Annotated in this window: 24 protein-coding genes; 13 read left to right on the top strand and 11 right to left on the bottom strand. The window is 72.1% G+C overall.

Translation table 11 applies throughout. The annotated features are described in order from the left end of the window. Positions 1-70: 70 nt before the first annotated feature. From ACWIF2_RS06820 to ACWIF2_RS06805, 4 genes are read right to left on the bottom strand one after another with little or no spacing between them, the layout of a single operon-like run. Entirely contained in the window at positions 71-1024 is a 954-nt protein-coding gene (locus tag ACWIF2_RS06820) for an alpha/beta fold hydrolase (RefSeq protein ID WP_454359005.1), read from the bottom strand. 50 nt (positions 1025-1074) lie between these two features. Then, positions 1075-1848, bottom strand: a complete 774-nt coding sequence (locus ACWIF2_RS06815; protein WP_454358994.1) for an enoyl-CoA hydratase/isomerase family protein — start codon at positions 1846-1848, stop codon at positions 1075-1077. Further along, positions 1845-2258: a Zn-ribbon domain-containing OB-fold protein gene (locus ACWIF2_RS06810; protein WP_454358993.1), complete on the bottom strand. Its 414-nt coding sequence runs from the start codon at positions 2256-2258 to the stop codon at positions 1845-1847. Before ACWIF2_RS06810 ends, ACWIF2_RS06815 begins: the two co-directional genes overlap by 4 nt. Before the next feature lie 10 nt (positions 2259-2268). Beyond that, positions 2269-3417 carry a lipid-transfer protein gene (locus tag ACWIF2_RS06805; protein ID WP_454358991.1) on the bottom strand — a complete coding sequence of 383 codons (1149 nt, stop codon included), beginning with the start codon at positions 3415-3417 and terminating at the stop codon, positions 2269-2271. A 94-nt stretch (positions 3418-3511) separates the two neighbouring features. On the opposite strand from ACWIF2_RS06805, the gene ACWIF2_RS06800 reads away from it, so the two are divergent. Next, on the top strand, positions 3512-5161 hold the full coding sequence (locus tag ACWIF2_RS06800; protein WP_454358990.1) for a FadD3 family acyl-CoA ligase: 1650 nt from the start codon (positions 3512-3514) through the stop codon (positions 5159-5161). Here the strand turns inward: ACWIF2_RS06800 and ACWIF2_RS06795 are convergent. Continuing rightward, complete coding sequence (locus ACWIF2_RS06795) at positions 5104-6039, bottom strand: SMP-30/gluconolactonase/LRE family protein (protein WP_454358989.1); 936 nt, start codon at positions 6037-6039, stop codon at positions 5104-5106. The genes ACWIF2_RS06800 and ACWIF2_RS06795 overlap by 58 nt on opposite strands. Positions 6040-6188: 149 nt before the next feature. On the opposite strand from ACWIF2_RS06795, the gene ACWIF2_RS06790 reads away from it, so the two are divergent. Then, the gene (locus ACWIF2_RS06790) at positions 6189-6467 is read left to right on the top strand and encodes a hypothetical protein (RefSeq protein ID WP_454358987.1); all 279 of its coding nucleotides are present in this window, start codon (positions 6189-6191) and stop codon (positions 6465-6467) included. A 65-nt stretch (positions 6468-6532) separates the two neighbouring features. After that, on the top strand, positions 6533-6862 hold the full coding sequence (locus ACWIF2_RS06785) for a hypothetical protein (RefSeq protein WP_454358986.1): 330 nt from the start codon (positions 6533-6535) through the stop codon (positions 6860-6862). Between the two features lie 99 nt (positions 6863-6961). Here the strand turns inward: ACWIF2_RS06785 and ACWIF2_RS06780 are convergent, their stop codons facing one another. Both ACWIF2_RS06780 and ACWIF2_RS06775 read right to left on the bottom strand, forming a co-directional pair. After that, positions 6962-7147, bottom strand: coding sequence for a hypothetical protein (locus tag ACWIF2_RS06780; RefSeq protein WP_189726957.1), 186 nt, complete (start codon positions 7145-7147; stop codon positions 6962-6964). Positions 7148-7377: 230 nt separating this feature from the next. Further along, the gene (locus tag ACWIF2_RS06775) at positions 7378-10371 is read right to left on the bottom strand and encodes a BTAD domain-containing putative transcriptional regulator (RefSeq protein ID WP_454358984.1); all 2994 of its coding nucleotides are present in this window, start codon (positions 10369-10371) and stop codon (positions 7378-7380) included. 226 nt (positions 10372-10597) lie between these two features. Here ACWIF2_RS06775 and ACWIF2_RS06770 point away from each other — a divergent pair, with 226 nt between their 5' ends. The 6 genes from ACWIF2_RS06770 (at position 10598) to ACWIF2_RS06745 (ending at position 18043) form a co-directional block, all read left to right on the top strand. Then, positions 10598-11848 carry an amidohydrolase family protein gene (locus tag ACWIF2_RS06770; RefSeq protein WP_454358982.1) on the top strand — a complete coding sequence of 417 codons (1251 nt, stop codon included), beginning with the start codon at positions 10598-10600 and terminating at the stop codon, positions 11846-11848. Between the two features lie 14 nt (positions 11849-11862). After that, positions 11863-12765, top strand: coding sequence for an LLM class F420-dependent oxidoreductase (locus ACWIF2_RS06765; RefSeq protein WP_454359003.1), 903 nt, complete (start codon positions 11863-11865; stop codon positions 12763-12765). Positions 12766-12773: 8 nt separating this feature from the next. Further along, positions 12774-13544, top strand: a complete 771-nt coding sequence (locus tag ACWIF2_RS06760) for an SDR family NAD(P)-dependent oxidoreductase (protein ID WP_454358980.1) — start codon at positions 12774-12776, stop codon at positions 13542-13544. 109 nt (positions 13545-13653) lie between these two features. Beyond that, positions 13654-14772, top strand: a complete 1119-nt coding sequence (locus ACWIF2_RS06755) for an LLM class flavin-dependent oxidoreductase (RefSeq protein ID WP_454359001.1) — start codon at positions 13654-13656, stop codon at positions 14770-14772. Positions 14773-14864: 92 nt separating this feature from the next. Further along, a complete protein-coding gene (locus ACWIF2_RS06750; RefSeq protein WP_454358978.1) occupies positions 14865-16595 on the top strand; it encodes an N-acyl-D-amino-acid deacylase family protein in 1731 nt (576 codons plus the stop codon). Next, the gene (locus ACWIF2_RS06745) at positions 16592-18043 is read left to right on the top strand and encodes an aldehyde dehydrogenase family protein (RefSeq protein ID WP_454358977.1); all 1452 of its coding nucleotides are present in this window, start codon (positions 16592-16594) and stop codon (positions 18041-18043) included. The genes ACWIF2_RS06750 and ACWIF2_RS06745 overlap by 4 nt, the downstream gene beginning before the upstream one ends. 15 nt (positions 18044-18058) lie before the next feature. Here ACWIF2_RS06745 and ACWIF2_RS06740 read toward each other — a convergent pair whose 3' ends face one another. From ACWIF2_RS06740 to ACWIF2_RS06725, 4 genes are all read right to left on the bottom strand, one after another. After that, on the bottom strand, positions 18059-18451 hold the full coding sequence (locus ACWIF2_RS06740; RefSeq protein ID WP_454358975.1) for a nitroreductase/quinone reductase family protein: 393 nt from the start codon (positions 18449-18451) through the stop codon (positions 18059-18061). A 46-nt stretch (positions 18452-18497) separates the two neighbouring features. Continuing rightward, the gene (locus ACWIF2_RS06735; protein ID WP_454358973.1) at positions 18498-20015 is read right to left on the bottom strand and encodes a CehA/McbA family metallohydrolase; all 1518 of its coding nucleotides are present in this window, start codon (positions 20013-20015) and stop codon (positions 18498-18500) included. 148 nt (positions 20016-20163) lie between these two features. Then, positions 20164-20814 (bottom strand): response regulator, encoded by a 651-nt coding sequence (locus tag ACWIF2_RS06730; protein ID WP_454358971.1) that lies wholly within the window; start codon positions 20812-20814, stop codon positions 20164-20166. Then, positions 20811-22004, bottom strand: coding sequence for a sensor histidine kinase (locus tag ACWIF2_RS06725; protein ID WP_454358999.1), 1194 nt, complete (start codon positions 22002-22004; stop codon positions 20811-20813). The genes ACWIF2_RS06730 and ACWIF2_RS06725 overlap by 4 nt, the downstream gene beginning before the upstream one ends. 135 nt (positions 22005-22139) lie before the next feature. On the opposite strand from ACWIF2_RS06725, the gene ACWIF2_RS06720 reads away from it, so the two are divergent. The 4 genes from ACWIF2_RS06720 to ACWIF2_RS06705 all read left to right on the top strand — a co-directional run bounded on the left by ACWIF2_RS06720 (position 22140) and on the right by ACWIF2_RS06705 (position 26711). Next, complete coding sequence (locus ACWIF2_RS06720) at positions 22140-22838, top strand: class I SAM-dependent methyltransferase (RefSeq protein WP_454358969.1); 699 nt, start codon at positions 22140-22142, stop codon at positions 22836-22838. Positions 22839-22952: 114 nt separating this feature from the next. Next, positions 22953-23798, top strand: coding sequence for an LLM class F420-dependent oxidoreductase (locus ACWIF2_RS06715; protein ID WP_454358967.1), 846 nt, complete (start codon positions 22953-22955; stop codon positions 23796-23798). Between the two features lie 77 nt (positions 23799-23875). After that, positions 23876-24082 (top strand): hypothetical protein, encoded by a 207-nt coding sequence (locus ACWIF2_RS06710; RefSeq protein ID WP_454358965.1) that lies wholly within the window; start codon positions 23876-23878, stop codon positions 24080-24082. Positions 24083-24125: 43 nt separating this feature from the next. After that, a complete protein-coding gene (locus ACWIF2_RS06705; RefSeq protein WP_454358963.1) occupies positions 24126-26711 on the top strand; it encodes a bifunctional FO biosynthesis protein CofGH in 2586 nt (861 codons plus the stop codon).

Here is a 26711-nt window from a genome sequence, read left to right as displayed (position 1 = left end):
CCCGAAGGGCCCGGCTGTTTCTACCCGGCCGAGGTGAGGCCGGCCGCCGGGCCCCGCGTCTCAGGGGTTCTCAGCCCCGCAGTTCCGTCAGGAAGTCGATCAGTACCTCGTTCACCTCGGCGGGCCGCTCCTGCTGCGTCCAGTGGCCGCAGCCCGGCAGCACGACCGGCTTGCGCCGCAGGTCCGGCAGCAACTCCGGCAGCGCCTCGATCAGTTCGGGCGTCCCCGGGAAGGCCGGGACCAAGTCGCGGTCGCCGTACACGTACAGCGCCGGCGAGGACACCACCGCGCCCTGCCACGGGGCCGTCAGCTCCCAGTTGCGGTCCAGGTTGCGGTACCAGTTGAGCGCGCCGGTGAAGCCCGGCTCGAAGCTCTCGGTGAGGGTGTCGAGGTCCGCCTCGGTGAGCCAGTCGGGCAGCACGTCGGGGTTCGGGGCGTCCGCGAGCCAGCCGCGCCCCAGGTCCTCGACCAGGGCCTGCTCCGGGCGTCCGGCGTCGGGCGCGTCACCGGAGGCGGAGTACAGCAGCTTGCGCAGGGCGGTGCGGGTGTCGGCGCCGAACTCGGCGTCCGCGACGCCCGGCTCCTCGAAGTAGTTCCAGTAGAAGTGCCCGCCGAACCGCTCCCGCATGGTCTTCAGCGGCGGCTGCCCGCCACGGAAGGGCGGCGGCACGCTCAGCCCGGCCACCCCGCGCACCACGTCGGGCCGCAGCAGCGCGGTGTGCCAGGCCACCGGCGCCCCCCAGTCGTGCCCGACCACGAACGCCTGCTCCTCGCCCAGCGCGTGGATCAGCCCGACCACATCGCCCACCAGGTGGAAGATGCTGTACTCGGACACGTCCTCGGGCCGGTCACTGCCGCCGTACCCGCGCTGGTCGGGCGCGACCACCCGGAAACCGGCCTCGGCCAGCGGCCCGAACTGGTGCCGCCAGGAGTGCCAGGACTCCGGAAAACCGTGCAGCAGCACCACGAGCGGGCCCTCGCCCTGCTCCGCGATGTGCAGTTGTATGCCGTTCACGTCGATCATCCGATGCTCAACCACGGGTCGAGCATACGCGTGTAGGAGTAAACGATTTTCTAACGCAACCGATACGCCCGCCCCCGCCCCGCGAACAGCCGGGCCTGCCGCTCACCCGCCGCGTTCCCGAGCGCGATGAGATGCGGCGCCTGTGCGACCCCTTGAGCCCGCCCCGCCTCGGTCGCGGCCCACAACGCCCGTACGGTCCCCTGCACGGCCTCCGTCGGATGCCCGGCGATGACGGCGGCACACGCGATCGCCGCCGCCGGAGCCCCACCCTCCGGGGCGAGTTCGGAGACCAGCCCGACCTCGTACGCCCGCCGCGCGGAGATCCGCTCCGCCGTCCCCGTCAACGCCATCCGCGCGACCTCCCCGTAGGGCATGCGCTGTGCCATGAGGACGGACTCGTAGGCGCTGACCATGCCGTAGGTGGTGTGCGGGTCGAAGAAGGCGGCGGTGGTGTCGGCGACGATGAACTCCGCCTCGCCGAGCAGATAGAAGGCGCCCCCGCAGGCCATCCCGCGTACGGCGGCGATGACCGGCTTCCACAGGTCGTTGGCCTTCGGCCCGATGCCGAGCAGCGGATCGTCCTGCGCGTAGGGCGAGTTCGGCTGCGGCACGACGGCGTCCCGGTCGATGCCGGTGCAGAAGGCACGCTCCCCGGCGCCCGTGAGCACGACGGCCCGTACGGTGTCGTCGAACCGCAACTCCCGCCAGACGTCCGCCAGTCGCCCGGCCATCTCCAGGTCGATCGCGTTGAGCCGGCCGGGCCGGTTCAGGGTGACGACGGCGACCCCGCTGTCCTTGTCCGCGCTGACGAGCACGCTGCTCATGACCGCTCCAGGACCCATCGCGGCAGGCCGTCGTCGAAGACGACCCGCACACGGGCACCGATGCGAATGCTTTTCACCGGCAACGAGTCGATCGGCTCACCGGGCCCGGCGACCAGATTGCCGACGAGCCGGATGCGCGGCGCCTCGTCCAGCTCGACGACGACCACGTTGTACGGCGCCAGCTCCGCGTAGCCCGGCAGCAGCGGCGGATGCGGAACCACGTACGACCAGACACGGCCGCCGCCGGAGACCGGGCGCCACTCCGCCTCGAAGGACTGGCAGTGCGGGCAGCACGGCCGGGGCGGGAAGCGGAGTTCGCCGCAGGCGGCGCAGGCCTGGACGCGGAGCTCGCCCCGGGCGGCGTACTCCCAGAAGGGGGCGCCGGAGGGGTCGGGGACGGGACGCAGCATCGGCAACTCCTCAGTTCCTCAGCAGAAGGGCAGAGGTCGGCACCCCTTCACCCGCCGTGACCAGGCAGACGGAGGCGTCCGGCACCTGAGCGGTACTGGTCCCGCGCAGCTGCTTCACCCCTTCGTTGATGAGGTTGAAGCCGTGCACATAGGCCTCGGACAGGCCGCCCCCGCCGGTGTTCACGGGCAGCAGCCCGCCGGTCTCCAGTGCGCCGCCCTCGGTGAACGCCCCGCCCTCGCCGCGCCCGCAGAAGCCGTAGCCCTCCAGGGAGAGCAGCACCAGGGGAGTGAAGGCGTCGTAGATCTGGGCGACGTCCACGTCCTCGGGGGCCAGGTCGGAGTGCTTCCACAGATGCCGGGCGGCACTCCAGGCGGGGCCGGTGAGGGGGGCGTCGTTCCAGTAGTTGACCATGCCGTGGTGCTGGGCGGGGAGCGACTGGGCGGCGGAGTGGACGTAGACGGGTCTCCGGCGGCAGTCCCGGGCCCTCTCGGCGGAGACGACCACACAGGCCAGTGCCCCGTCCGTCTCCAGGCAGTTGTCGAAGAGGCAGAGCGGCTCGCTGACCCAGCGGGACGTCATGTACATCTCGCGGGTGAGGGGCCGGTCGTACATGATCGCGGCGGGGTTCTGGTTGGCGCGGTTGCGGCAGGCCAGGGCGACGTTGAACAGGTGGTCGCGGGTGGCCCCGTACTCGTGCAGATAGCGCCGGGCGAGCATGGCGATCTCGTCGACGGGCCTGAGCAGGCCGTACGGCCGGGTCCACTGGGCCGGAGTCGGGAGCTGGACGGTGGTGTTGGTCCACGGCCGGGGCCCGCTGCCCCGCTTGCGCGACCGCCAGGCGACCCCGACGCTAGCCTGCCCGGCGGCTATGGCGGCGGCGAGATGGCCGACCGTGGCACACGAACCGCCGCCCCCGAACCCGACCTTGCTGAAGAAGGTGAGGTCCCCGAAGCCGCAGGCCTTGGCCAGCTCGACCTCGTCCGTCTCCTCCATGGTGTAGGAGGCGAGGGCGTCGACCTCGCCGGGCGCGATCCCGGCGTCGTCGAGTGCGGCCAGCACGGCCCGGCAGGCCAGGGTGCGTTCGTCCTCGGGCAGTTGCTTGGCGAAGGGGGTCTGTCCGATGCCGACTATGGCGGTGGCGTCCTTGAGTCCGGCCATGCGCACACCTCCACGCTGCTGAAGGGCTGCTGACAGACCATCAGGCTACAGCTAATCTGACGGATAGTCAGCTACGGGATTCGGGAGGCGTGCTGTGCGCGGTGATCTGGAGTGGGGAAGCATTCCGGAACTCGTCCGGGCCGCTGCCGAGCGGTACGCGGATGCCGAGGCGGTGGTGGAGGGCCGCACGAGGATCTCGTACGCCGAACTGGGCGCCCGTATCGAACGGTCGGCGGCGGCCTGCCTGGCCAACGGCATCGCGCCGGGCGACCGGGTCGCCATCTGGGCGCCCAACACCCTCGACTGGATCGTCGCGGCACTGGGCGCGGTGTCGGCGGGCGGGGTCCTCGTCCCCCTCAACACCCGGTTCAAGGGCGCGGAGGCGGCGGACGTCCTGCGGCGCGGCGGGGCGCGGCTGCTGTTCGTGACGGGCACGTTCCTCGGCACGTCGTACGTGGCGTCGCTGCGGCGAGCGGCGGGGGAGGGCCCGGGCACCGGCCCGCTGCCCGGCCTGCCCGCCCTGGAGCGGGCGGTCGTGCTCTCCGAGGACGCTCCGGCCGACTTCCTGACCTGGAAGGACTTCCTGGCGAGCGGAGAGGGCGTGGGCCAGGGCGATGTCCGGGACCGGGCAAGGGCGATACAGCCCTCCTGGCCCTCGGACATCATCTTCACCTCGGGCACGACGGGCCGCCCCAAGGGCGCTGTCATCACCCATGCGCAGACGCTGCGGGCGTACGACATCTGGAGCGAGCTGGCGGGTCTGACGGAAGGCGACCGGTACCTCATCGTCAACCCCTTCTTCCACACCTTTGGCTACAAGGCCGGGGTGATCGCCTGCCTGATGCGGGGCGCGACGATGATCCCCCAGCCGGTGTTCGGCGTGAACACGGTCCTGGCCAACATCGCCGCGGAACGGGTGTCGGTGCTGCCCGGCCCCCCGACCCTCCTCCAGTCCCTCCTGGACCACCCGGCACGCGACGCGCACGACCTGTCGGCCCTGCGCCTGGTCGTGACGGGAGCGGCGGTGGTGCCGCTGCGTCTCGTCGAGCGCCTGCGCGCCGAACTCGGCGTCGGCACGGTCCTGACCGCGTACGGCCTCTCCGAAGCGGGCGGCGTCGTCACGATGTGCCGGCGCGGCGACGACCCGACGGTGATCGCGTCGACGTCGGGCCGGGCGATCCCCGGCACGGAGGTACGGGTCGTGGACTCCGAGGGCGGGCCGCTGGGCCCCGGGGCGCCGGGCGAGGTCCTGGTCCGCGGCTTCAACGTCATGACCGGCTACTACGAGGACGAACCGGCCACCGCCGAGGTGCTCTCGGAGGACGGCTGGCTGCGCACGGGCGACATCGGCGTCCTGGACCCCGAGGGCAATCTGCGCATCACCGACCGCCTCAAGGACATGTTCATTGTCGGCGGCTTCAACGCCTACCCCGCCGAGATAGAGCAGCTCCTGGGCCTCCACCCGGACGTGGCGGACGTGGCGGTGATCGGCGTACCGAACGCCCGGCTCGGGGAGGTCGGCAGGGCGTACGTCGTACGGCGGCCGGGGGCGTTGGTCACGGGGGACGACCTGATCGCCTGGTCACGCCGGGAGATGGCGAACTACAAGGTCCCGCGGGCGGTGGAGTTCGTGGCGGAACTGCCGAGGAACGCCAGCGGGAAGGTCCTGAAGGGGGCGCTGCGGGCTCAGGGGCGGGCCGGCGGCAGGGGCGGGGTCCCGGTCACGGACATCACGAGGGAGTAGAGGGTGGTGTCGGCGGCGATGAACATCCGGTTCCGCCGGGCGCCGCCGAACCGGATGTTGGCGACGGTGCCGGGGACCAGGACGCGGCCCAGGAGGGTGCCGTCGGGGTCGTAGCAGTGCACGCCCCCGTGCATGGCCCCGGCCCACAGCCGCCCCGCGTCGTCGAACCGGATGTTGTCGAAGCTGCCGTTCGCGCACTCGGCGAAGACCTCGCCGCCGGTCAGGGTGCTTTCGCCTTGCACATCTTGCACGTCGAAGACGCGGATGTGGTTGGCGAGGCTGTCCGACACGTACAGCCGGTGCTCGCCGGGGTCGAACACGAGCCCGTTGGGCCCCTGGAACCCGTCGGCCACCAGCCGCACGTCCCCGCTGCCGGGATCCACCCGGTAGACGTTCCGGGCCCCGATCTCGCTCTCCCCCCGATGCCCCTCGTAGTCGCTGGAGATCCCGAACTCGGGGTCGGAGAACCACACCGACCCGTCGGACTTCACGACGGCGTCGTTCGGGCTGTTGAGCCGCTTCCCCCGGAACCGCTCGGCGATCACGGTGACCGACCCGTCGTGCTCGGTCCGCGTCACCCGCCGATTGCCCTGCTCACAGGTGATGAGCCGGCCCTGCCCGTCCAGGGTGTTGCCGTTCGGATACCCGGCCGGGGAGCGGAAGACACCGACGGCCCCGGTGGTCTCGTCCCACCGCAGCAGCCGGTCGTTGGGAATGTCGCTCCAGAGCAGATACCGCCCGGCGGGCACGTACACCGGCCCCTCGGCCCACCGGCACCCCTCGTACAACACCTCCAGCCGCGAGTCCCCGGCCGCACACCGACCGCTCCGGAACCGCTCGTCCAGGGTCTCGTACAGGTGCGGTTGCTCGCCGGGCATACGGCCACCTTCACGTCTGAGCGGACTGGGGATCTGTGGGACTCACTATCGCGCGCGGCGGCGGTCGATGTCCGCACTGACACCCGACGTCCGGAGCCGCACGGGCCTCCGCCAGGACGCGGACGCCCAAAAGCGGTATGGTAAGTGGTATGGCAACGAAGAAGTACACCGTCACGCTGCCGGAGGAGCTCGCCGAGGAGATCCGGCAGGACGTCGGGTCCGGCGGCTTCAGTGCCTACGTCACCCGGGCCATAGAGCGTCAGCGTGAGCAGGACCGGCTCGGTGAGCTGGTGGCCTGGCTGGAGGAGGAACACGGCCCCGTCAGCGACGACGAGCGCGCGGCGGCCGAGGCCGAGCGCAGGGAGTTCGAACGCCACTTCGCGGAGCAGGGCGCTCCGGACGGTGGACAGCGCCGGAGGGCGAGCTGATGGTGCCGTCCTGCTACGTGCTGGACTGCGAGGCGTTGTCACGAGCCGTACTGGGTGATCGGGCGATGCTTGCCCGACTCAAGGACGCCCACAGTTCCGGCATCCGCGTCGTCACCAGCTCCATGACGCTGATCGAGGCCTACCACGGCCGCGTGCAGCGCGCTGCCTGGGCGTGGGCCATGTCGCGTGTTGTGGTGGAACCCGTGACGCGCGAGGTCGCCGACGCCGCCGTCACGCTGCTCCAGGACACGGGGCTGCACGGCCACAAGTACGCGATCGACGCCGCCCTGGCGGTGATCGCGGGGCGGCAGCCCGGGGGCGTGGTGCTCTTCACGTCCGATGAGGACGACATGGGAAAGCTCTGCGGGGCGAGCGTGCGGGTCGTCGCCCTGTGACGGGACCCCGTTCGCGCCACCCGGGCGTCCGCCGGACATGCATCGGCCGCGACGGCTCCCCCTCCGCGCCGCCGCGGCCGAACCCCGTGTGGGAGTGGCTTACTTCGTCGGCTTGAAGGGCTCCGACGTGGCGTGCAGGTCCTTCGTCTCGAGCGGCTCGTCGGTGGCGTGCAGGTCCTGCTTCTTCACGGCGCCCTCGTCCGTGGCGTGCAGGTCCTCCGTCGACACCTCGCCGGCCTTCGCGTCCGTCGCGTGCAGGTCCTGCGGCTTGAGCTCGTCGCCCATGATCGTCAACTCTCCTTGGCGTGGGTCGAGTACTGAGGTCCGCGGGCCCGTCCGGTCACTCCCCCGAGGGTGACCGGGCGGGCCCGCCCGGGCCGTTCACCCTAGTGCTGAGGTGCGAGGCCCGGTGCAGTGACCCGTCTGCCCCCCGACGCGACGGATCGACTACGTCAAGCATGGCGTGGGGCGATAAACGAACGATGAACGCGGCCGGCCGGTCCGAGGAGCCGTCGTCAGGCCGCCTGCACCGGGGACAGCAGCGCGCGCACCTCGGCGGCCTCGGGCGAGCCAAGCTCCTCGTAGATCCCGGCCGCTTCCTGCCAGCAGACCTGGGCCCGGCCCGTCTGCCCGATACCGCTGAGCGCGCGGCCGAGGACGGTGAGGACGTTGCCGCGCCGCCACTCCCCGCCGATGCCGCGGAGCACGGTGAGCGCCATCTCGGCGTTCGAGGCGGCCTGGGCGGGACGCCGGGCGGCGAGATCCAGCTCGGCCAGCCGGAACAGGCTCATGCCCTCCCAGAGGCGCTGCCTGCTGTCGCGGAACACCTCCAGCGCCTCCTGGAGCCGGTCGGCCGCGTTGCCCAGCTCTCCGCTCTGGGTGAGGGCCAGGCCGAGGGCGTAGCGGGCGTTGGCCCCGCGCATGGAGTTGCCCATGGCGTCGTAGATGGCGATGCCCTCCTGGGCCAGCGCGACCGCACTCTGGGTCCGCCCGGTCGCGAGGTGGATCCGGGACAGGTTGCACAGCGCGGCGGCCTCGCCCGGCCGGTCGCACAGGGCCCGGAAGTGCTCGATAGCCCGGGAGAGGTGCTCCTCGCCGTCCTCGTGCCGGTTCTGGTACAGCGCGATGATGCCGCGCGCGTTGCGGGCCCAGCAGACGGGCAGCAGATCGTCGGCCTCCTGGGCGAGGAGGATGGCCTGTTCCGCTTCCTGGTCCGCCTGCTCGAAGCGGCCGCTCACGTGGTGGACGTTGACGAGCGTCGTCAGCGCCCTGGCCTCGGCCCGCCCCAGCCCGTGCAGCCGGGCCGCGTCCAGGAGCGCGGTGGCCGTCGCCTCGTACTCCCTGGAGTTGGCGCCCGACTCGGAGAGGTCGTGCGCGGCCCACAGCAGGTCGATCGCCCGGGGGAGCGTCTCCGGCTGCCCCGCGGACTGCCGTACGCAGGCGAGGACGCAGATGGCCTCCGCGTAGAGCCAGTCCTGCGCCGCGTGCCGGTTGTCGAACCGCAGCCCCGGATAGGCGGTCGGCTCCAGATGGTCCACCAGCCGGTCACCGGGCCGCTCGATCGCGTAGACCCCGGCCGCCGACGAGAGATAGAAGTCCAGCAGCCGCGACACCGCCGCCGTCCGCTCGCTCGGCGGCCACTCGTCGCGTTCCGCGCACGCACGCGCGTAGAGCCGTACGAGATCGTGGAAGCGGTAGCGGCCCGGCGCCGCCGACTCCAGCAGGGACGTGTCGACGAGGGACTCCAGGAGGTCCTCGGTGTCCTCGACGGGCAGGTCCAGCACCGCGGCCGCCGCCGGGAGGGAGATGTCCGGGCCGTCGGCCAGGCCCAGCAGCCGGAAGGCGCGGGCCTGGGCGGGCTCCAGTTGGCCGTAGCCCAGCTCGAAGGTGGCCTTCACGGCCAGGTCGCCGGCCTGGAGTTCGTCCAGCCGGCGGCGTTCGTCGGCGAGCTTCGCCGCGAGGACCGACACCGTCCAGGTACGGCGGGCCGCCAGACGGGACGCCGCGATGCGGATCGCCAGGGGCAGGAAACCGCAGGCCGCGACCACGTCCAGGGCGGCCTTCCGCTCCGACGCCACGCGCTCCTCGCCCACGATCTTCGTGAACAGGGCCAGCGCCTCGTCCGGGGACATCACGTCCAGGTCGATCAGGTGGGCGCCCGCCAGGTCCACCATCCGCACCCGGGAGGTGACCAGCGCGGCGCAGCCGTCCGTGCCGGGCAGCAGAGGGCGGATCTGGGCGGCGTCGCGGGCGTTGTCGAGCAGCACCAGGACGCGGCGGCCGGCCAGCACCGAGCGGTACAGCGCCGCCCGCTCCTCCAGGGAGTCGGGGATCGCCGAGTCGGCGGTGCCGAGCGCGCGCAGGAACGAGCCGAGGACCGTCTCCGGCTCCGCCGACCGGGCACCTGCGCCCTGGAGGTCGACGTACAGCTGCCCGTCCGGGAACGCCGTGCGCGCCCGGTGGGCCACGTGCACGGCGAGGGTCGTCTTGCCCACGCCGCCGATCCCGGCCAGCGCCGAGACCGCCATGACACGGCCCTCGGCGGCGGTCAGGATGTCGCCCAGCTCGCGGACGAAGCCGGAGCGGCCGGTGAAGTCCGGCACCGTCGCCGGAAGCTGCGCCGGGCGTACCGGGACGGAAGCGGGCTCGGGGGCCGGGGAGGACGGCTCCGCGAGGCCCGGGTCCGCCTGGAGGATCCGCTGCTGCAGCTCGCTCAGGCCGGGGCGCGGGTCCACGCCCAGTTCGTCGGCGAGCAGGCGACGCGTGTCGGCGTACACCGCGAGAGCCTCCGCCTGACGGCCGCTGCGGTACAGCGCCAGCATCAGCAGCTCGCGGAGCCGCTCGCGCAGGGGATGGTCGGCGGTGAGGGCCGTGAGCTCCGAGACGGCCTCCGCGTGGCAGCCCTGCTCCAGGTCCATGTCCAGGCGGGATTCGAGGAGCTGGAGCCGCCATTCCTCCAGGCGGACGCGCTGCGCCTCGGCGTACGGGCCCGGTACGCCGGCCAGGGTTTCCCCGTCCCACAGGGCGAGGGCACGCCGCAGGGTGTCGCGGGCGTGGCAGAGGTCGCCCGCCGACCTGGCCTTCTCCGCCTCGGTCGCGAGGTCCTGGGCGACGGCCAGGTCGAGGGCGCCCTCGGCGAGGCCGCGCACCGCGTAGCCGCCGGACTCGCTGACCAGGACGCCCGGGTCCAGCACCTTGCGCAGGCGGGAGGCGTACGTCCGCAGCGCCGCCAGGGCCTGCGAGGGCGGCTCCTCGCCCCACAGGGCGTCGATCAGCTCCGCGGCCGTGGCCGTACGGCCCTCGCGCAGCAGCAGGGCGGCGAGCAGGGCGCGTTGCTGGGGGGAGCCGGTGGTGATCGGCTCGTCGCCGCGCGAGGCGCGCACCGGTCCGAGCACGCTGAAGCGCAGCGTCGTCGAGGCCATCGGTTCCGCCGACTCCGGTGACTTCGATGAGGAGTCGGGACGCCACTGCTCCGGTACGCGCGGCACACCGTCCGGTACACCGTCCATGCAGTCCCCCTAGACATCCTGAGCAACCAGGCCAGTTTGCCTTGTGCGCGGCGGATACGTCAGCCGTGGGAGACACCGATCACAGGGCGACGCACGGGAGTCCACAAGGTCCGCACACTCTCTCCGCAGATGTCGGTCCTCAGCGTGCGGATCCCGCCATCGGGGCCGGAACCGACCCCCACTCGCGTAGCTGACGATCCGTCAGATCAGCGCTACCGTGAGCGCCATGGACACCCACGACAGCTCGTTTCCGCTGATCATCTCCGTGGACGACCACACCGTGGAGCCCGCGACCGTCTGGCAGGACCGGCTTCCGGAGAAGTACCGGGGCGTCGGTCCGCGTATCGTCCGTGCGCCCGTGAAGGAGATGACCTTCCTCGGCGGGCGCTTCAGGCCCGTGATGGGACAGCCCGGCGACGACGGCCCGGTCGGTGACTGGTGGGTCTACGAGGACCTCCGCCGCCCCCTGACCCGCCTCGACACCGCCGTGGGGTACGACAGGGACGAGATACGCCTCGAAGTCATCACGTACGAGCAGATGCGGCCCGGCTCCTACGACGTCCCGGCCCGGCTCGCCGACATGGACGTCAACCACGTCCAGTCCGCCCTGTGCTTCCCGACCTTCCCGCGCTTCTGCGGCCAGACCTTCACCGAGGCCAAGGACCACGAACTGGGCCTGCTCTGCGTCCGCGCCTACAACGACTGGATGCTGGAGGAGTGGTGCGGCCCGGACGCGCGGGGCCGGCTCATCCCCCTGCCCCTCATACCGCTGTGGGACGCCGAGCTCGCGGCGGCCGAGGTCCGGCGCAACGCCGCGCGCGGGGCCCGTGCCGTCGCCTTCTCCGAGATACCGCCCTACCTCGGGCTCCCCTCCATCCACACCGACGGCTGGGACCCCTTCCTCGCCGCCTGCGCCGAGACCGGCACCGTCGTCGCGATGCACATCGGCTCCTCCAGCCGTATGCCGTCCACCTCCGCCGACGCCCCGCCCGCCGTCGGCTCCACCATCACCTACGCCAACTGCTGCTTCTCGATGGTCGACTGGCTGATGAGCGGCAAGTTCGAGCAGTTCCCCGGCCTCAAGGTCATGTACGCCGAGGGGCAGATCGGCTGGATCCCCTACATCCTGGAGCGGGCGGACGTGGTGTGGGAGGAGAACCGGGGCTGGGGCGGAGTCGCCGACAAGGTGCACCGGCCGCCGTCCGAGCTGTTCGCCGAGCACGTCTACGGCTGCTTCTTCGACGACGCCTTCGGGCTGCGCAACCTCGACTCCATCGGCGTCGGGAACGTGCTCTACGAGACCGACTACCCGCACTCCGACAGCACCTGGCCCAAGTCCCGCGAGGTCGGCGAGGCGCAGATGGGGCATCTGGCGCCGGAGGTCGTGGAGCGGATCGTGCGGGGCAACGCCATCGAGCTGCTCGGGCTCACGGACGAGGGCCTGTGGCCGGGCCCGGGCGGCGGTGGTGCGCGGTGAGCCTGCGCTACGGGATGCAGCTTCCGGTCCAGTCGCAGAGCACCCTCTACGCGGAGGGCTGGGAAGCGGAGGCCGGGCCGGAGGACCTGCTGGAGATCGCCCGCGCCGCCGAACGGTCCGGGTTCGATTACCTCGCGAGCTGCGACCACGTCGGCATCCCGCGCCGGCTGGCCGCCGCGATGAGCACCATCTGGTACGACCCCGTCGCCACGCTCTCCTTCCTCGCCGCCGCCACCGAACGCGTCCGGCTGCTCAGCCATGTCGCGATCGTCGGGCTGCGGCACCCCCTGCTCACCGCCAAGCAGTACGCCACGCTCGACCACCTCAGCGGAGGCCGGCTGGTCCTCGGGGTCGGCGCCGGGCACGTCCAGGAGGAGTTCGAGGCCCTGGGCGTGGACTTCCGGCAGCGGGGGGCCGTGCTCGACGAGAGCCTCGACGCCCTGCGCGCCGCCCTCGGGCCCGAGGAGTTCCCCGAGCACCACGGCAAGCTGTACGACTTCGAGGGACTCGGCCAGCGGCCCCGCCCGGCGCAGGACCACGTCCCCCTGTGGGTCGGCGGCTCCTCGCCCGCCGCCGTACGACGGGCCGCGCTCAAGGGCGACGGCTGGCTGCCGCAGGGGGATCCGAGGGACCGGCTGCCCGCGCAGATCGGGCGGATCCGGGAGCTGCGCGAACAGGCGGGCCTCCAGGGTGCGTTCACCGCGGGCGCCATCACCGAGCCGCTGTACATCGGCACGCCCCGCTGGGACGTGGGCCGCCGGACCCTCTCCGGCGGTCCGGAGGAACTCGCCGAGTCGCTGCGGGCCTACCGGGCGATGGGCGTGCACCAGATCCAGGTGCGGTTCCGCAGCCGGAGCCGTACCGAACTCACCGACCAGATCGCGGCGTTCGGCGCCGAGGTCGCCCCCCATCTGTGAGGAGAGCCATGGGCAAGCTCGACGGACGGGTCGTCATCGTCACCGGCGCCGCGCGCGGCCAGGGCGAGCAGGAGGCCCGGCTGTTCGCCGCCGAGGGGGCGCGTGTGGTCGTCGCCGATGTACTGGACGACCAGGGCGAGGCCCTCGCGAAGGAGATCGGCGCCCGGTACGTCCATCTCGACGTGGGCCGGGAGGACGACTGGCAGGCCGCCGTCACCGCCGCCAAGGACGCCTACGGTCATGTCGACGGGCTCGTCAACAACGCCGGCATCCTGCGCTTCAACTCCCTCCTCGACACGCCCCTCGAGGAGTTCATGCAGGTCGTCCGGGTGAACCAGGTGGGCTGCTTCCTCGGCATCAGGGCGGTAGCCCCGGAGATGGATGACGGCGGCACGATCGTCAACACCTCCTCCTACACCGGCCTGACCGGGATGGCCGCGGTGGGCGCGTACGCCGCCAGCAAGCACGCCGTGGTCGGGCTGACCCGGGTCGCCGCGCTGGAGCTGGCCGGGCGGGGGATACGCGTCAACGCGGTCTGTCCGGGCGCCATCGACACGGCGATGTCCAACCCGGCCCGGCTGGACCCGGACGCCGACGCCGAGAAGGTTTCCCGGGGGCTCGACCGGCTGTACCGCAAGCTCGTGCCGCTGGGGCGGGTCGGGCAGCCGGAGGAGGTGGCCCGGCTCGCACTGTTCCTCACCTCGGAGGACTCGTCGTACATCACGGGGCAGCCGTTCGTGATCGACGGTGGGTGGCTGGCCGGGGTGAGCGTTATCTGATGCTTTATCTGACGCCTCGTCAGCTATTGACGCTCCCGGGGGCCGGTGGAACAGTCGGAGCCATGAATCTGACGACTCGTCAGAAGTGACCGTGGGGCGGTGGATCTCCGTGGAATTCGGGCTCTTCGTACAGGGATACGTCGGCAAGCGGGCCGAGACCGACCCGCTCGCCGAGCACAAGGCGCTGATGGAGGAGACCGAGTACGTCATCCAGGCGGACAAGTCGGGCTTCAAGTACGCCTGGGCCTCCGAGCACCACTTCCTGGAGGAGTACTCGCACCTCTCCGCCAACGACGTCTTCCTCGGGTACCTGGCACACGCGACCGAGCGGATCCATCTCGGCTCGGGGATCTTCAACCCGCTCGCCCCGGTCAACCACCCGGTGAAGGTCGCCGAGAAGGTCGCCATGCTCGACCACCTCAGCGAGGGGCGGTTCGAGTTCGGCAGCGGGCGGGGCGCCGGATCGCACGAGATCCTCGGGTTCCTGCCGGGCATCACCGACATGAACCACACCAAGGAACTCTGGGAAGAGACCATCGCCGAGTTCCCGAAGATGTGGCTCCAGGACGAGTACGCCGGCTTCCAGGGCAAGCACTGGTCGCTGCCGCCGAGGAAGATCCTGCCGAAGCCGTACGGGAAGTCCCACCCGGCGATGTGGTACGCGGCCGGGTCGCCGCCGTCGTACGCCATGGCCGCGAAGAAGGGGCTGGGCGTGCTCGGCTTCAGCGTGCAGAAGGTCTCCGACATGGAGTGGGTGCTGGAGCAGTACAAGTCGGCGATCGTGGACGCGGAGCCGGTGGGTGACTTCGTCAACGACAACGTGATGGTGACGACCACGGCGATCTGCGCGCCGACGCACGCGGAGGCTGTGCGGATCGCGGCGAGCGGGGGGCTGCACTATCTGCCCTCGCTGGTGTTCCGGTACCACGACACGTTTCCGCGGCCCGAGGGGTTTCCGGTGTGGCCCGAGACGCTGCCGGAGTACACGGAGGAGTTCGTGGAGGTGCTCATCGAGGAGGAGTTGCTGATCTGCGGGGATCCGGACGAGGTGCGTCGGCAGTGTGAGCGGTGGGAGCGGGCCGGGGCGGATCAGTTGAGTTTCGGGTTGCCGGTGGGGGTGCCGAAGGAGGAGACGTTGCAGACGATTCGGTTGGTCGGGGAGTACGTGATTCCGAAGATCGATACGGATCCTGTGCATCGGACTTCGCGGTTTCGGCAGGGGGTTTGAGCGTTCGTTGGCGGGTGCGGGTTCGTGGGGGCTGGTCGCGCAGTTCCCCGCGCCCCCAAGAAAGGCGACGGACTCAAAGGAGTTGAATGCTCATGCTCGATCACGTCATCAAGGGCGCGACCGTCGTGGACGGGACCGGTGCGGCCGCCATCACCGCCGACGTGGGCATCAAGGACGGGCGTATCGCCGTCATCGGTGAGGTCACCCAGGAAGCCCGCACCACCGAAGACGCCGCCGGTCTCGTCCTGGCCCCCGGCTTCGTCGATCCGCACACCCACTACGACGCACAGCTCTTCTGGGACCCGTACGCCACGCCCTCGCTCAATCACGGTGTCACCACTGTCGCGGGCGGGAACTGCGGATTCACGCTTGCGCCGTTGAACCCGGACCGGCCCGAGGACGCCGACTACACGCGCCGCATGATGTCGAAGGTCGAGGGCATGGCGCTGGTGGCGTTGGAGGAGGGGGCGCCGTGGAGCTGGCATTCCTTCGGGGAGTATCTCGACGCCCTGGAGGGGCGGATCGCGGTCAACGCCGGGTTCATGGTGGGGCACTGTGCGCTGCGGCGGTATGTGATGGGGCCGGAGGCGGTGGGCGGGCAGCCGAGTGCGGAGCAGCTCGCCGAGATGGTGCGGTTGCTGCGCGAGGCCATGGACGCCGGGGCGTGGGGGTTCTCCACCACCCAGTCGACCAGCCACTCCGACGGGGACGGGCGGCCGGTCGCCTCCCGGCACGCCGGGCCGGCCGAACTGCTCGCGCTGTCGAGGGCCGTCGGTGAGCACGAGGGCACGCAGATCGAGGCGATCGTCGCGGGCTGCCTGGATCAGTTCAGTGACGCCGAGATCGATCTGTTCGTGGAGATGAGCGCGGCGGCGGGGCGGCCGCTGAACTGGAACGTGCTGACGGTCGACGCGGCCGTTCCCGAGCGCGTGCCCCGGCAGCTCCTCGCGAGCGAGCAGGCACGGAAGGCGGGCGGGCGGGTCGTGGCGCTGACCATGCCGATCCTCACGCCGATGAACATGTCGCTGGGCACGTTCTGCGCGCTCAATCTCATCCCCGGGTGGGGGCCGGTGCTCGCGCTGCCCGTGCCCGAGCGGATCGAGAGGCTGCGCGATCCGGCCGTGCGGGCGGAATTGCTGCGCCGGGCCACGTCCAAGGAGGCGGGCGTCTTCCGGCGGCTGGCGAACTTCGGGCGGTACGTCATCGGCGACACCTACAGCGACGCGAACGCCGGGCTGACCGGGCGCGTGGTGAAGGACATCGCCGAGGAGCGCGGCCAGGAGCCCTTCGAGTGCCTGGTGGAGATCTGCGCCGCCGACGAGCTGCGTACGGTGCTGTGGCCGATGCCGACGGACAACGACCCGGCGTCCTGGGCACTGCGGGCGGAGACCTGGCAGCACGAGGACGTGCTGCTCGGCGGGTCCGACGCGGGCGCCCATCTGGACCGGATGTGCGGGGCGCCGTACACGACCCGGTTCCTCGGGGACTGTCTGCGGGGCCGGCGGCTGGTCGGTCTGGAGCAGGCGGTGAGGATGCTGACCGACGACCCGGCCCGGCTCTTCGGCCTGCGGGAGCGGGGGCGGGTACGGGAGGGCTGGCACGCTGACCTCGTCCTGTTCGACCCGGAGCGGATCGACGCGGGCCCTGCCACCCTGGTGCACGACCTGCCGGGTGACAGCCCCCGGCTGGACTCCCGGGCGCTCGGCGTACGGGCCGTGTGGGTCAACGGCGTCGAGGCGATCCGGGACGACGTGGTGACCGGTGCCGTACCGGGGCGTGTGCTGCGCTCGGGCCGGGACACGGAGACGGTGAGCACCAGGTGAAGGGGCGACAGGCGTTGTTCGTCGGCGGCTCCTGGGCGGAGCCGGACGGCGGGCACTACGCGGTGATCGACCCGGCGACCGAGGAGACCGTCGGGTGGGCGCCGGAGGCCTCGCGGGATCAGGTGCTCGCGGCTTGTGCCGCAGCCCGCGAGGCCTTCGGGCCGTGGTCACGGACCTCGCCGGAGGAACGGGCGGCCGTCCTCGGCAAGGCGGCGGGGATCATCGCCGGACGCATCGGGGAGTACGCGGAGCTGGCCCGGGCGGAAACCGGCGCGACCACGGCCACCGCACGCGCCATGCAGGTCGGGGTCGCCGCCGCCCGCTTCCGGCGCTACGCGCGCGTGGAGCCCGCCGAGTGGGCCATCCCGCCCCAGATCAACGAGGCCGGACCCATGGGCCGGGCCGGTGTGATGGGCGCGCTGGCCGTCCGCCAGCCCGTCGGGGTCGTCACCTGCGTCACCTCGTACAACAACCCCTGGGCCAACGCGGCCGGCAAGGTCGCCCCGGCCCTGGCCATGGGCAACACGGTGGTGGTGAAACCCGCCCCGCAGGACCCGCTGTCGGTCTACCGGATGGCGGAGGCCCTGGAGGCGGCGGGCGTGCCGCCGGGCGTGGTGAACGTGGTCAGCGGTTCGCGGGCCGAGGTCGGTGAGGCGGCCGTGGAGTCGCCGGACGTCGACATGGTCAGCTTCACCGGCTCCACTGCGGTGGGGCAGCGCATCGCCGAGGTGTGCGGGCGCGGTATGAAGCGGCAGTTGATGGAACTGGGCGGGAAGGGGGCGGCGGTCGTCTTCGACGACGCGGACCTCGGCTCGGCCGTGGCCGGGATCGGGACCACCTTCTCCTTCTACAGCGGCCAGATCTGCACCGCACCGACGCGGGTGCTGGCGCAGCGCGGGGTGTACGACCGTCTCGTCGAGCAACTGGCCGTGTATGCGGGCCGGTTGAAGGTCGGTGACTCGAGGGAGCGGGACACGGTGGTCGGGCCGGTCATCTCGGCGGCGCACCGGGACCGTGTGGAGTCGTACGTCGAACTGGGCCGGAAGGAAGGCGCGGTGGTCGTCACGGGCGGCGAACGGCCCGCGCTCCCCACGGGCTTCTACGTTCCCCCGACCCTCCTCGCCGACTGCACCAACGACATGCGCGTGGCCCGCGAGGAGATCTTCGGGCCGGTCGTGGTCGTCATCCCCTTCGACGACGAGGAGGAGGGTGTGGAACTGGCCAACGACACCGACTACGGCCTCATCGACTACGTCTGGTCGGGAGACGTGGCCCGCGCCTTCCGGGTGGCGCGGCGGCTGCGGGCCGGCGGGGTCGGGGTCAACACCGTCGGCCGCAACATGGAGGCACCCTTCGGCGGGTTCAAGAAGAGCGGGGTCGGCAGGGACGTCGGCTCGTACGCCCTGCACGCCTACAGCGAGGTGCAGGCGATCGTGTGGCCGGGCTGAGGCTTCTCAGTGTCCTCAGCCGTCCAGGTCCACCCGCACCGTCAGCAGATTCGTCCCGAGCGCCCGCACTCCCAGCCCGTTGACGCGCGGCAGCCGCCGCAGCCGCGCCACGGGGTCGTCGTCCGGCACCAGCCGGGCGGTCCCCGTGTGCCACCGACCCCGGATCCGCACCCGCACCCGCGGATCCGCCTTGATGTTGCGGACGTACTGCGACCGCTCACCGAACTCCGACACCAGCCAGAAGGCGTCGCCGACCCGCCGCCCGCCCACCGGCGTCTGCCGGGGCAGCCCGGAGACGCGGCCCTTGGTCTCGATGACCGTCTGGAGGGGCAGGCGGCGCAGGAGTGGATTGACGCGGCGCTGGAAGGCGGTGGCGGCGCGGAACCTGACGTCGGCGACACGGGACATCGTCAGCGGACTCCTCGGCACGTGAGGGCGGGCAGGGCGTGCATCGCTAACGCCCCAGGAAAATGGGGTTCGTGAACGCCGCCAGCGGCCCGGGGATCGGTCCCGCCGCCGCCTCGTGCCGCACCTCGGCCCGTACGTACGCCGCGTACGACGGTGTCGTGCGCCACTCCACGACGCCCGCACCCGCCACCGGCAGCGGTGCGCTCGTGTGCAGCACGCCCTGGTCGGTGACGAAGCGGACCGTGCAGCGCGGGGCGCCCGTGACGTCCAGGCGGACGGTGACCGGGGTGTCGCGGCCGACGGCGAGCCGTTCGCCGATGCCGGCGTGTTCGCCGCGGCCCCCGGACACCCGGAACGACAGCGCGAGCTTCGCGGACTCGGCGATGTACGACCGTCCGGCCCGGATGCCCTCCTGGATGGCCCGGCGGGTCAGGTCGTCGGCCAGGACGACCGTCTGGGGGCTGCCGACGGGGTCCGGGTCGCGGTGGGCGTCGCTGCTGCCCATCGCGGGGATCCAGTCACGCCCGTCCCGTACGGACGCCACGAGCATGCTGTCCCAGTCGGCCAGCGTCACCTCGTCGTCGGGCGTGTAGGGGCCGTTCCACACCTCGACCGCGTCGGCCTCGCCGAAGCCGAACTTCCAGTTGCAGCCGACGCAGGTGGCGTGCGGATGGGCCGGGACGACCAGGCCGCCGGCGCGGCGGATCTGGCGGGCGAACCGGCCGAAGCGGTTGTCGCGGGCACGGTAGCGCCAGTCGACGAAGGTGCCCGGGTCGGTGCCGAGCGCCACCACGTGCCCGTTCCGCGTGGTGATCTCCTCTCCCAGCATGACCAGCAGATCGTCCCCGGCCACATCCGCCCAGTGCGCGTGCGCCGAGTGCGTGTTGTGCTCGGAGGAGTTGATGAAGTCCAGCCCCGCGGCCCGCGCCAGGGCCCCGATCTCGGCGGGGGTGCGACGCCCGTCGGAGTACCAGGAGTGCAGATGGCAGTCGCCCCGGTACCAGGCCCGCCCCCGCCCCTTGGCCCGCTCGGGCGGATACACCGGCCGGGCGGTCTCGCCCGGCTCGCCGTACGTCAGCGTGATCGTGATCTCGTACGACAGGCCCTGCGGGGCGACCGTGTACGGGCCGAGCGCGATGTGCCAGGTGCCCTCGCGCACCGGGCCCGGGAGGTAGCCGGGCGTCGCGTCGTCGGCGCGGAGGAAGAACTCGGTGCGCGCCCCGCCGGACCAGCCCCTGAAGCCCCGGCCGCCGAGATCGGTGCCCCGGTCGTCGAAGACGCCGATGTCGAGGGCGTTGCCGGTGGTGCCGGCCGGGACGGACGGCCGGTCGTAGGTGTAGGAGACCTTGATCTCCCGGACCCCGGCCGGGACCTCGACGGGCACGTACACGAAGTCGGGGGAGCCGGGCGGCAGGGTGCCCCGTACCGTTCTCGTCTCCTGGTCCCCGTCGGCCGCTGCAGCGAAGCTCACGCTTCCCAACGTAAGCGCGGCGGCCGCTCCCGTCACGAACAGAGCCCGCCGGGCGAGCCCGCCGTGGCCGTCCTCCTGATGGTCCTCGCACATGCTGCTGCTCCCAAGGTGTCGTCGGTGACAAGGCATGGGTGGTGCAGGGGTGGTGCGTGCCACCGTTGTATTCAGCCGTGAACTCGCGGACAAGGGAAGGGGATCCGGCGGCGGGCGGCAGGGGAACAGGCCGCGTGGGCCGGGGACTTCAGGCGGTGAGGCCGGCGTCGCGGGCCAGCAGGGCCGCCTGCACCCGGTTGGTGACCTCCAGCGCGGTGAGGATGCGGCTGACGTGGGCCTTGACGGTGCTCTCGCGCATGCCGAGCCGGGCGGCGATGTCGGCGTTGGTCTCGCCCTGGGCGAGCAGGGCCAGTACGTCGCGTTCCCGGGGCGTGAGCCGGTCGAGCCCGGCCCGGGCGGCGGTCGCCTGCGGCCCGCCCGACCGGTGGTAGCGGTCGATGAGACGGCGTGCGGCACTGGGGTGGAGCATCGCCGAGCCGGCGGCGACGAGGTGGACGGCACGCAGGATCTCGGCCGGGTCGGTGTCCTTCAGCAGGAAGCCGTCGGCCCCGGCCGCGAGGGCGTCGTAGACGTACTCGTCGAGATCGAAGGTCGTCAGCGTGATCACCCTCGGCGGCTGGGGCAGGGCACGCAGCCGGGCGGTGGCCGTGATGCCGTCCATGCGGGGCATGCGTACGTCGACCAGGGCGACGTCGACGCGATGCGCGGTGGCCTGCTCGACGGTGTGCAGTCCGTCGGCCGCCTGGGCGACGACCTCGATGCCCGGGTCCCCGTCGAGGAGGTCGGTCAGGCCCAGGCGGACCAGGGCGTCGTCGTCGGCGATCAGGACGCGGATCATGCGGGGGTGCCGTTCTGGTCGGGGGGCTTGGAGGCCTCGGAGGTCTCGGGGGACTTGGTGGTCTCGGCGAGGGCCGGGGAGGGGTGGGGGATACGGGCCGCCAGTCGCCAGCTGCCGGCCCCGCCCGGGCCCGCGTGCAGATGGCCGCCGAGGGCGGTGACGCGTTCGCGCAGGCCGACCAGCCCGAAACCGGAGGCGACGGCATGCACGGCCGGGCTGCCGGGCGCGTTGGTGACCTGCACGGTGGTGGCCGGCGGCAGGTAGCCGAGGTGGATGCGCACCGGGGCACCCCCGGCGTGCTTACGGGCGTTGGTCAGCGCCTCCTGGACGAGGCGGTAGACGGCCAGCCGGTGCGCGGCCGGCGCCTGCTCGGGCCGGCCCTCGACCCGCAGCTCGGCCCGTTGTCCCGCTGTCCGGGCCTGCTCGACCAGCTCGTCCACATCGCGCAGGACGGGGACGGGAGCGGCTTCGGCGCGCTCGGCCCCGGGATCGCGCAGGGCCCCGAGAATGTCGCGGAGATCGGCCAGGGCCTCGGTGGAGGCGGTGCGCAGCAGGGTCAGCCGGGCCGCGACCGGCTCGGGCAACTGCTCGCTCCTGGTCGTCAGGACGCCGGTGTGCAGGGCGATCAGGCTCAGCCGGTGCGCCAGTACGTCGTGCATCTCCGCCGCGATCCGGGACCGTTCGGCGGACCGGGCCGCCTCCTCGCGCAACTCCCGCTCGATCCGCAGATGCTTGACCTGGTCGCCCAGCGCCTCCAGCAGCCGCCGGCGATTGCCCGCCCACATCCCGCCCACCAGGGCCAGCAGCACGAACAGGGTGGAGCCGTACTGCTGCGGGGTCCACAGCGAGATCGCCGGAGGGATGAGCAGGTTGGCGCTCAGCGCGACCGCGGCGCAGCCCGCCGCCACCCGGGCCCGCCGGTGCGCCGACAGGTCGAACAGCGCGACGAGCAGCAGCGGCAGCAGCGGCCACCCCCACAGCCCGGTCGCCACGGTGGCCGGCACGGCCGAGGCGTACCAGGGCGACCGGCGCACCAGCAGGGCCAGTCCGCACAGCACGGCCAGGACGGTGGACGGCGTCAGATACCGGCCGCCGGCGGTGGAGGCGCTGTTCAGCACGGCGAGGGCGGTCAGCAGCACGACCAGGCACCAGCGCCCGCACGTGCTCCACCGGAAGCTCTCTCTCCGCATCACTCCCGGGATCCTAGGCGGGCCCGGCAGGACGGTCGTCCGACCCCGGTCGCATGCGACCCCCTACTTTCGTAGGGGAGGACGGCCGCACAACGAGTGATCTCCGGGCATGGCCTCGTTCCTAGCGTCGAAACCATGGATCTACGCACCATGGACTGGACGTTCCTCACCGAAGCGGCACGCGATCCGCGCACCACCGGCGCCGTCGCCCCCAGCGGGCGGGCCCTGGCCCGCGCGCTGACCGAACCGGTGCGCACCCTGGCCCCGCGGCCGTTGACCGTTCTGGAGGCGGGGGCCGGAACCGGTGCGGTCACCCGCGCCCTCATCCACCGACTGTCCCCGGGCAGCCGTCTGGACGTCGTCGAGGCCAACCCGCGCTTCGCCGACCGGCTGTGCCGGCTCGTCGACACCCACCCCCGGCTGGCGGGCGAGCCCGAGCGGGTCCGGGTGCACCGCTCCTACGTCGAGGACCTGCCCGGCGCGGGCCGCTACGACGTGATCGTCGCCGGCCTGCCCCTGACCAACTTCACCCCCGACCGGGCCGACGCGATCGTGGCCCGCCTTCTTGAGCTGCTGCACCCGGGCGGCACCCTGACCTACTTCGCCTACCTGGGCACCGGGCAGGCCCGCACCCTGTTCTCCTCCCGTGCCGAGGCCCACCGGCACCACGCCGCCCAGGAGGTCATGGACGGCTACCAGCGCCGCTACGCCACCGGCCGCTGGTCGGTGTGGGCGAACCTTCCTCCGGCCACGGTCTGGCAGCTACGGAGCCCGCACCGTGATGCGCAGGACATGCGGGACGAGCCGTACGAGGTCGTCGGAGCCGGCCGGTGACCGTCCCCTCGGACCTTCTCGGCCAGATCTCCGCCACCGCCGCCTACACGGCGCTGGAATGAAGCCCGACCGGTTGGTATGGACGCGCGGGTCCGCCTCGGGTAGAGATAGGCCATGCGTATCGCCGTAACGATCTTCCTCACCGACGAGACGATCACCCCCACCCGGCTCGCCCAGGAGCTGGAGGGCCGCGGTTTCGCCGGGCTGTATCTGCCCGAGCACACGCACATCCCCGTCGAGCGGACCACTCCGTGGCCGGCGGGCGGCGAGCTGCCGCGCGAGTACGGCCGCACCCTCGACCCGTTCGTGGCGCTCGGCCAGGCCGCCGCCGTCACCGAGCGGCTCGGTCTCGGCACGGGCATCACGCTCGTCGCCCAGCACGACCCGATCGACCTGGCCAAGCAGGTGGCGACCCTGGACCACCTCTCCGGCGGCCGGTTCACCCTCGGGGTCGGCTTCGGCTGGAACGTCGAGGAGGCCGCCGACCACGGCGTGCGGTGGCGCACCCGGCGCGAGCTGGGCCGGGACCGGATGGCGCTGATGCGGGCGCTGTGGTCGGAGGAACCGGTCGCGTACGAGGGGGAGTTCGGCAGTGTCCGGGCCAGTCACGCGCACCCGAAGCCCGTGCGGAAGCCGCGCGGCCCGGTCGTCGGGCCGCGCACGCTGCTCGGTGGGGCCGCCGGGCCGAAGCTGTTCGCCCACATCTGCGAGTACGCCGACGGCTGGCTGCCCATCGGCGGCCGCGGCCTCTCCGACTCCCTGCCCCGGCTGCGCACCGCCTGGGCCGAAGCGGGCCGCGACCCCGAGGCCCTCCAGGTCGTCCCCTATGCCGTCCACCCCACCCCGGGCAAGCTCGCCCATTACGCCGGCCTCGGCATCGAGGAGGTCGTGGTGCAGTTGCCTCCGGCGGGGGAGGCGGAGGTGCTGAAGGCGCTGGACGGGTTCGCCGGGTATCTCTGACAACTCCCCCACCGGCAAGGGAGGTTGGCGCCCTCTACTAAACTACCGGTCAGTTCACCACGGGGGGAGAGAGCCTCATGAGGCTTGCCTGGTTGTCCTGGCTTGTCCGTAATTTCAGCGAGTACGGCTACAGCCAAGGGCTGTTGCGTGCCGCGATCGGCACGGTCGCCGTGCTCGTGACCGCCGCGCTGGTCTGGTTCGCGCTGCACCGCAACAGGCCGGCCGCCGTTGTCGCGGCGGGGCTCACCTCCGCCCTGGGCATAGGCTGGCTGGCCTTCCACTGACGGGGCTCACCCGGGTTGATCAGCGCACTCGTATGCTCGAAGGATGACGACTTCCGCGACCTCCGGAACGGGCCCCACCGAGAACTCCATGCGTCGCGCCCTGAAACGGGCCAGGGACGGCGTCTCCCTCGATGTCGCCGAGGCGGCGGTGCTCCTCCAGGCCCGGGGCGGGCACCTGGAGGACCTGTCGGCCTCGGCCGCCCGGGTCCGGGACGCCGGCCTGGAGGCGGCCGGCCGGCCCGGTGTCATCACGTACTCGAAGAGCGTCTTCATCCCCCTGACCCGGCTGTGCCGGGACAAGTGCCACTACTGCACGTTCGTCACCGTCCCCGGCAAGCTGCGCCGCGAGGGTCACGGGATGTTCATGTCCCCGGACGAGGTCCTGGACATCGCCCGCAAGGGCGCCGCCCTCGGCTGCAAGGAAGCCCTCATCACCCTCGGCGACAAGCCCGAGGACCGCTGGCCCGAGGCGCGTGAGTGGCTCGACGCGCACGGCTACGACGACACCCTCGCCTACGTACGGGCCATCTCCATCCGGATCCTGGAGGAGACGGGCCTGCTGCCCCACCTCAACCCGGGCGTCATGAGCTGGACCGACTTCCAGCGCCTGAAGCCGGTCGCGCCCAGCATGGGCATGATGCTGGAGACGACCGCGACCCGGCTCTGGTCCGAGCCGGGCGGCCCTCACCACGGCTCCCCGGACAAGGAGCCCGCCGTACGCCTGCGCGTCCTGGAGGACGCCGGGCGTTCCTCCGTGCCCTTCACCTCGGGCGTCCTCATAGGCATCGGGGAGAACTACGAGGAGCGCGCCGAGTCGCTGTTCGCGCTGCGCAAGGTGACCCGGGCCTACCACGGCGTGCAGGAGCTGATCATCCAGAACTTCCGCGCCAAACCGGACACCGCGATGCGCGGCATGCCGGACGCGGAACTGGACGAACTGGTCGCCACGGTGGCCGTCGCCCGGCTGCTCATGGGCCCGAGCGGCAACATCCAGGCTCCGCCCAACCTCGTCGACGACGAGTACGAGCGGCTGATCAAGGCCGGCATCGACGACTGGGGCGGCGTCTCGCCGCTCACCATCGACCACGTCAACCCCGAGCGCCCCTGGCCGCAGATCGAGCAGCTCGCCGAGAAGTCCCGGGCCGCCGGGTTCGAGCTGCGCGAACGCCTCTGCGTGTACCCGGAGTTCGTGCGGCGCGGCGAGCCCTGGCTGGACCCGCGGCTGCGGCCGCACGTGGCGGCGCTGGCCGACCCGGAGACCGGGCTTGCCCGCCCCGACGCCCTTCCGCAGGGCCTGCCGTGGCAGGAGCCGGAGGAGGTCTTCACGGCCACCGGCCGCACCGACCTGCACGCCGCGATCGACACCGAGGGCCGTACCTCCGACCGCCGGGACGACTTCGACGAGGTGTACGGCGACTGGGGCGCCCTGCGCGAGGCCGCCGCCCCCGGCATGACACCGCAGCGCATCGACACCGACGTACGCGAGGCCCTGCGCACGGCCGCCGACGACCCCACGAAGCTCACCGACGACGAGGCGCTGGCCCTGCTGCACGCCGACGGCCCCGCGCTGGACGCGCTCGCCCGGGTCGCCGACGACGTACGCAAGTCGGCCGTCGGCGACGACGTCACCTACATCGTCACCCGCAACATCAACTTCACCAACGTCTGCTACACCGGCTGCCGCTTCTGCGCCTTCGCCCAGCGCCGCACGGACGCCGACGCCTACACCCTCTCCCTGGACCAGGTCGCCGACCGGGCCCAGCAGGCCTGGGACGTCGGCGCGGTGGAGGTCTGCATGCAGGGCGGCATCCACCCGGACCTGCCCGGCACGGCGTACTTCGACATCGCGCGGGCGGTGAAGGAACGCGTCCCGGGCATGCATGTGCACGCCTTCTCGCCGATGGAGGTCGTGAACGGCGCGACCCGCACCGGCATGTCCATCCGCGAGTGGCTGACCGCCGCCAAGGAGGCGGGCCTGGACACCATCCCGGGCACGGCAGCGGAGATCCTCGACGACGAGGTCCGCTGGATCCTGACCAAGGGCAAGCTGCCCGCGGCGGACTGGATCGAGGTCGTGACCACGGCCCACGAGCTGGGCATCCGGTCGTCCTCGACGATGATGTACGGCCATGTCGACCAGCCCCGCCACTGGCTCGGGCACCTGCGCACCCTCGCGGGCATCCAGCAGCGCACGGGCGGCTTCACCGAGTTCGTGACGCTGCCGTTCGTGCACACCAACGCGCCGGTGTACCTGGCCGGGATCGCCCGCCCGGGCCCGACCATGCGGGACAACCGCGCGGTCACGGCCATGGCCCGGCTGTTGCTGCACCCGCACATCCCCAACATCCAGACCAGCTGGGTGAAGCTCGGCACCGAGGGCGCGGCCGAGATGCTCCGCTCCGGCGCGAACGACCTCGGCGGCACGCTCATGGAGGAGACGATCTCCCGTATGGCGGGCTCGTCGTACGGCTCGTACAAGTCGGTCAAGGACCTCATCGCGGTGGCCGACGCGGCGGGCCGCCCGGCGAAGCCGCGGAACACCCTCTACGGAGACATCCCGCAAGAGCGGCAGCGGGCGGCACTGCAATCGGACGGCCATCTGCCGGAACTGCTGCCCGTACTGGACTGA

Source organism: Streptomyces sp. NPDC055506, assembly GCF_053643595.1.
This window is presented reverse-complemented; position numbering and strand designations above follow the sequence as displayed.

Coding starts and splice junctions, on each gene's coding strand:
- ACWIF2_RS06790 (WP_454358987.1), top strand. CDS start 6,189: ATGGCAACGAAGAAGTACACCGTCACGCTGCCGGAGGAGCTCGCCGAG.
- ACWIF2_RS06730 (WP_454358971.1), bottom strand. CDS start 20,814: ATGATCCGCGTCCTGATCGCCGACGACGACGCCCTGGTCCGCCTGGGC.
- ACWIF2_RS06710 (WP_454358965.1), top strand. CDS start 23,876: ATGAGGCTTGCCTGGTTGTCCTGGCTTGTCCGTAATTTCAGCGAGTAC.
- ACWIF2_RS06785 (WP_454358986.1), top strand. CDS start 6,533: ATGCTTGCCCGACTCAAGGACGCCCACAGTTCCGGCATCCGCGTCGTC.
- ACWIF2_RS06770 (WP_454358982.1), top strand. CDS start 10,598: ATGGACACCCACGACAGCTCGTTTCCGCTGATCATCTCCGTGGACGAC.
- ACWIF2_RS06760 (WP_454358980.1), top strand. CDS start 12,774: ATGGGCAAGCTCGACGGACGGGTCGTCATCGTCACCGGCGCCGCGCGC.
- ACWIF2_RS06705 (WP_454358963.1), top strand. CDS start 24,126: ATGACGACTTCCGCGACCTCCGGAACGGGCCCCACCGAGAACTCCATG.
- ACWIF2_RS06780 (WP_189726957.1), bottom strand. CDS start 7,147: ATGGGCGACGAGCTCAAGCCGCAGGACCTGCACGCGACGGACGCGAAG.
- ACWIF2_RS06715 (WP_454358967.1), top strand. CDS start 22,953: ATGCGTATCGCCGTAACGATCTTCCTCACCGACGAGACGATCACCCCC.
- ACWIF2_RS06740 (WP_454358975.1), bottom strand. CDS start 18,451: ATGTCCCGTGTCGCCGACGTCAGGTTCCGCGCCGCCACCGCCTTCCAG.
- ACWIF2_RS06795 (WP_454358989.1), bottom strand. CDS start 6,039: ATGCCCGGCGAGCAACCGCACCTGTACGAGACCCTGGACGAGCGGTTC.
- ACWIF2_RS06775 (WP_454358984.1), bottom strand. CDS start 10,371: ATGGACGGTGTACCGGACGGTGTGCCGCGCGTACCGGAGCAGTGGCGT.
- ACWIF2_RS06765 (WP_454359003.1), top strand. CDS start 11,863: ATGCAGCTTCCGGTCCAGTCGCAGAGCACCCTCTACGCGGAGGGCTGG.
- ACWIF2_RS06805 (WP_454358991.1), bottom strand. CDS start 3,417: ATGGCCGGACTCAAGGACGCCACCGCCATAGTCGGCATCGGACAGACC.
- ACWIF2_RS06810 (WP_454358993.1), bottom strand. CDS start 2,258: ATGCTGCGTCCCGTCCCCGACCCCTCCGGCGCCCCCTTCTGGGAGTAC.
- ACWIF2_RS06750 (WP_454358978.1), top strand. CDS start 14,865: ATGCTCGATCACGTCATCAAGGGCGCGACCGTCGTGGACGGGACCGGT.
- ACWIF2_RS06720 (WP_454358969.1), top strand. CDS start 22,140: ATGGATCTACGCACCATGGACTGGACGTTCCTCACCGAAGCGGCACGC.
- ACWIF2_RS06725 (WP_454358999.1), bottom strand. CDS start 22,004: ATGCGGAGAGAGAGCTTCCGGTGGAGCACGTGCGGGCGCTGGTGCCTG.
- ACWIF2_RS06820 (WP_454359005.1), bottom strand. CDS start 1,024: ATGATCGACGTGAACGGCATACAACTGCACATCGCGGAGCAGGGCGAG.
- ACWIF2_RS06815 (WP_454358994.1), bottom strand. CDS start 1,848: ATGAGCAGCGTGCTCGTCAGCGCGGACAAGGACAGCGGGGTCGCCGTC.
- ACWIF2_RS06735 (WP_454358973.1), bottom strand. CDS start 20,015: ATGTGCGAGGACCATCAGGAGGACGGCCACGGCGGGCTCGCCCGGCGG.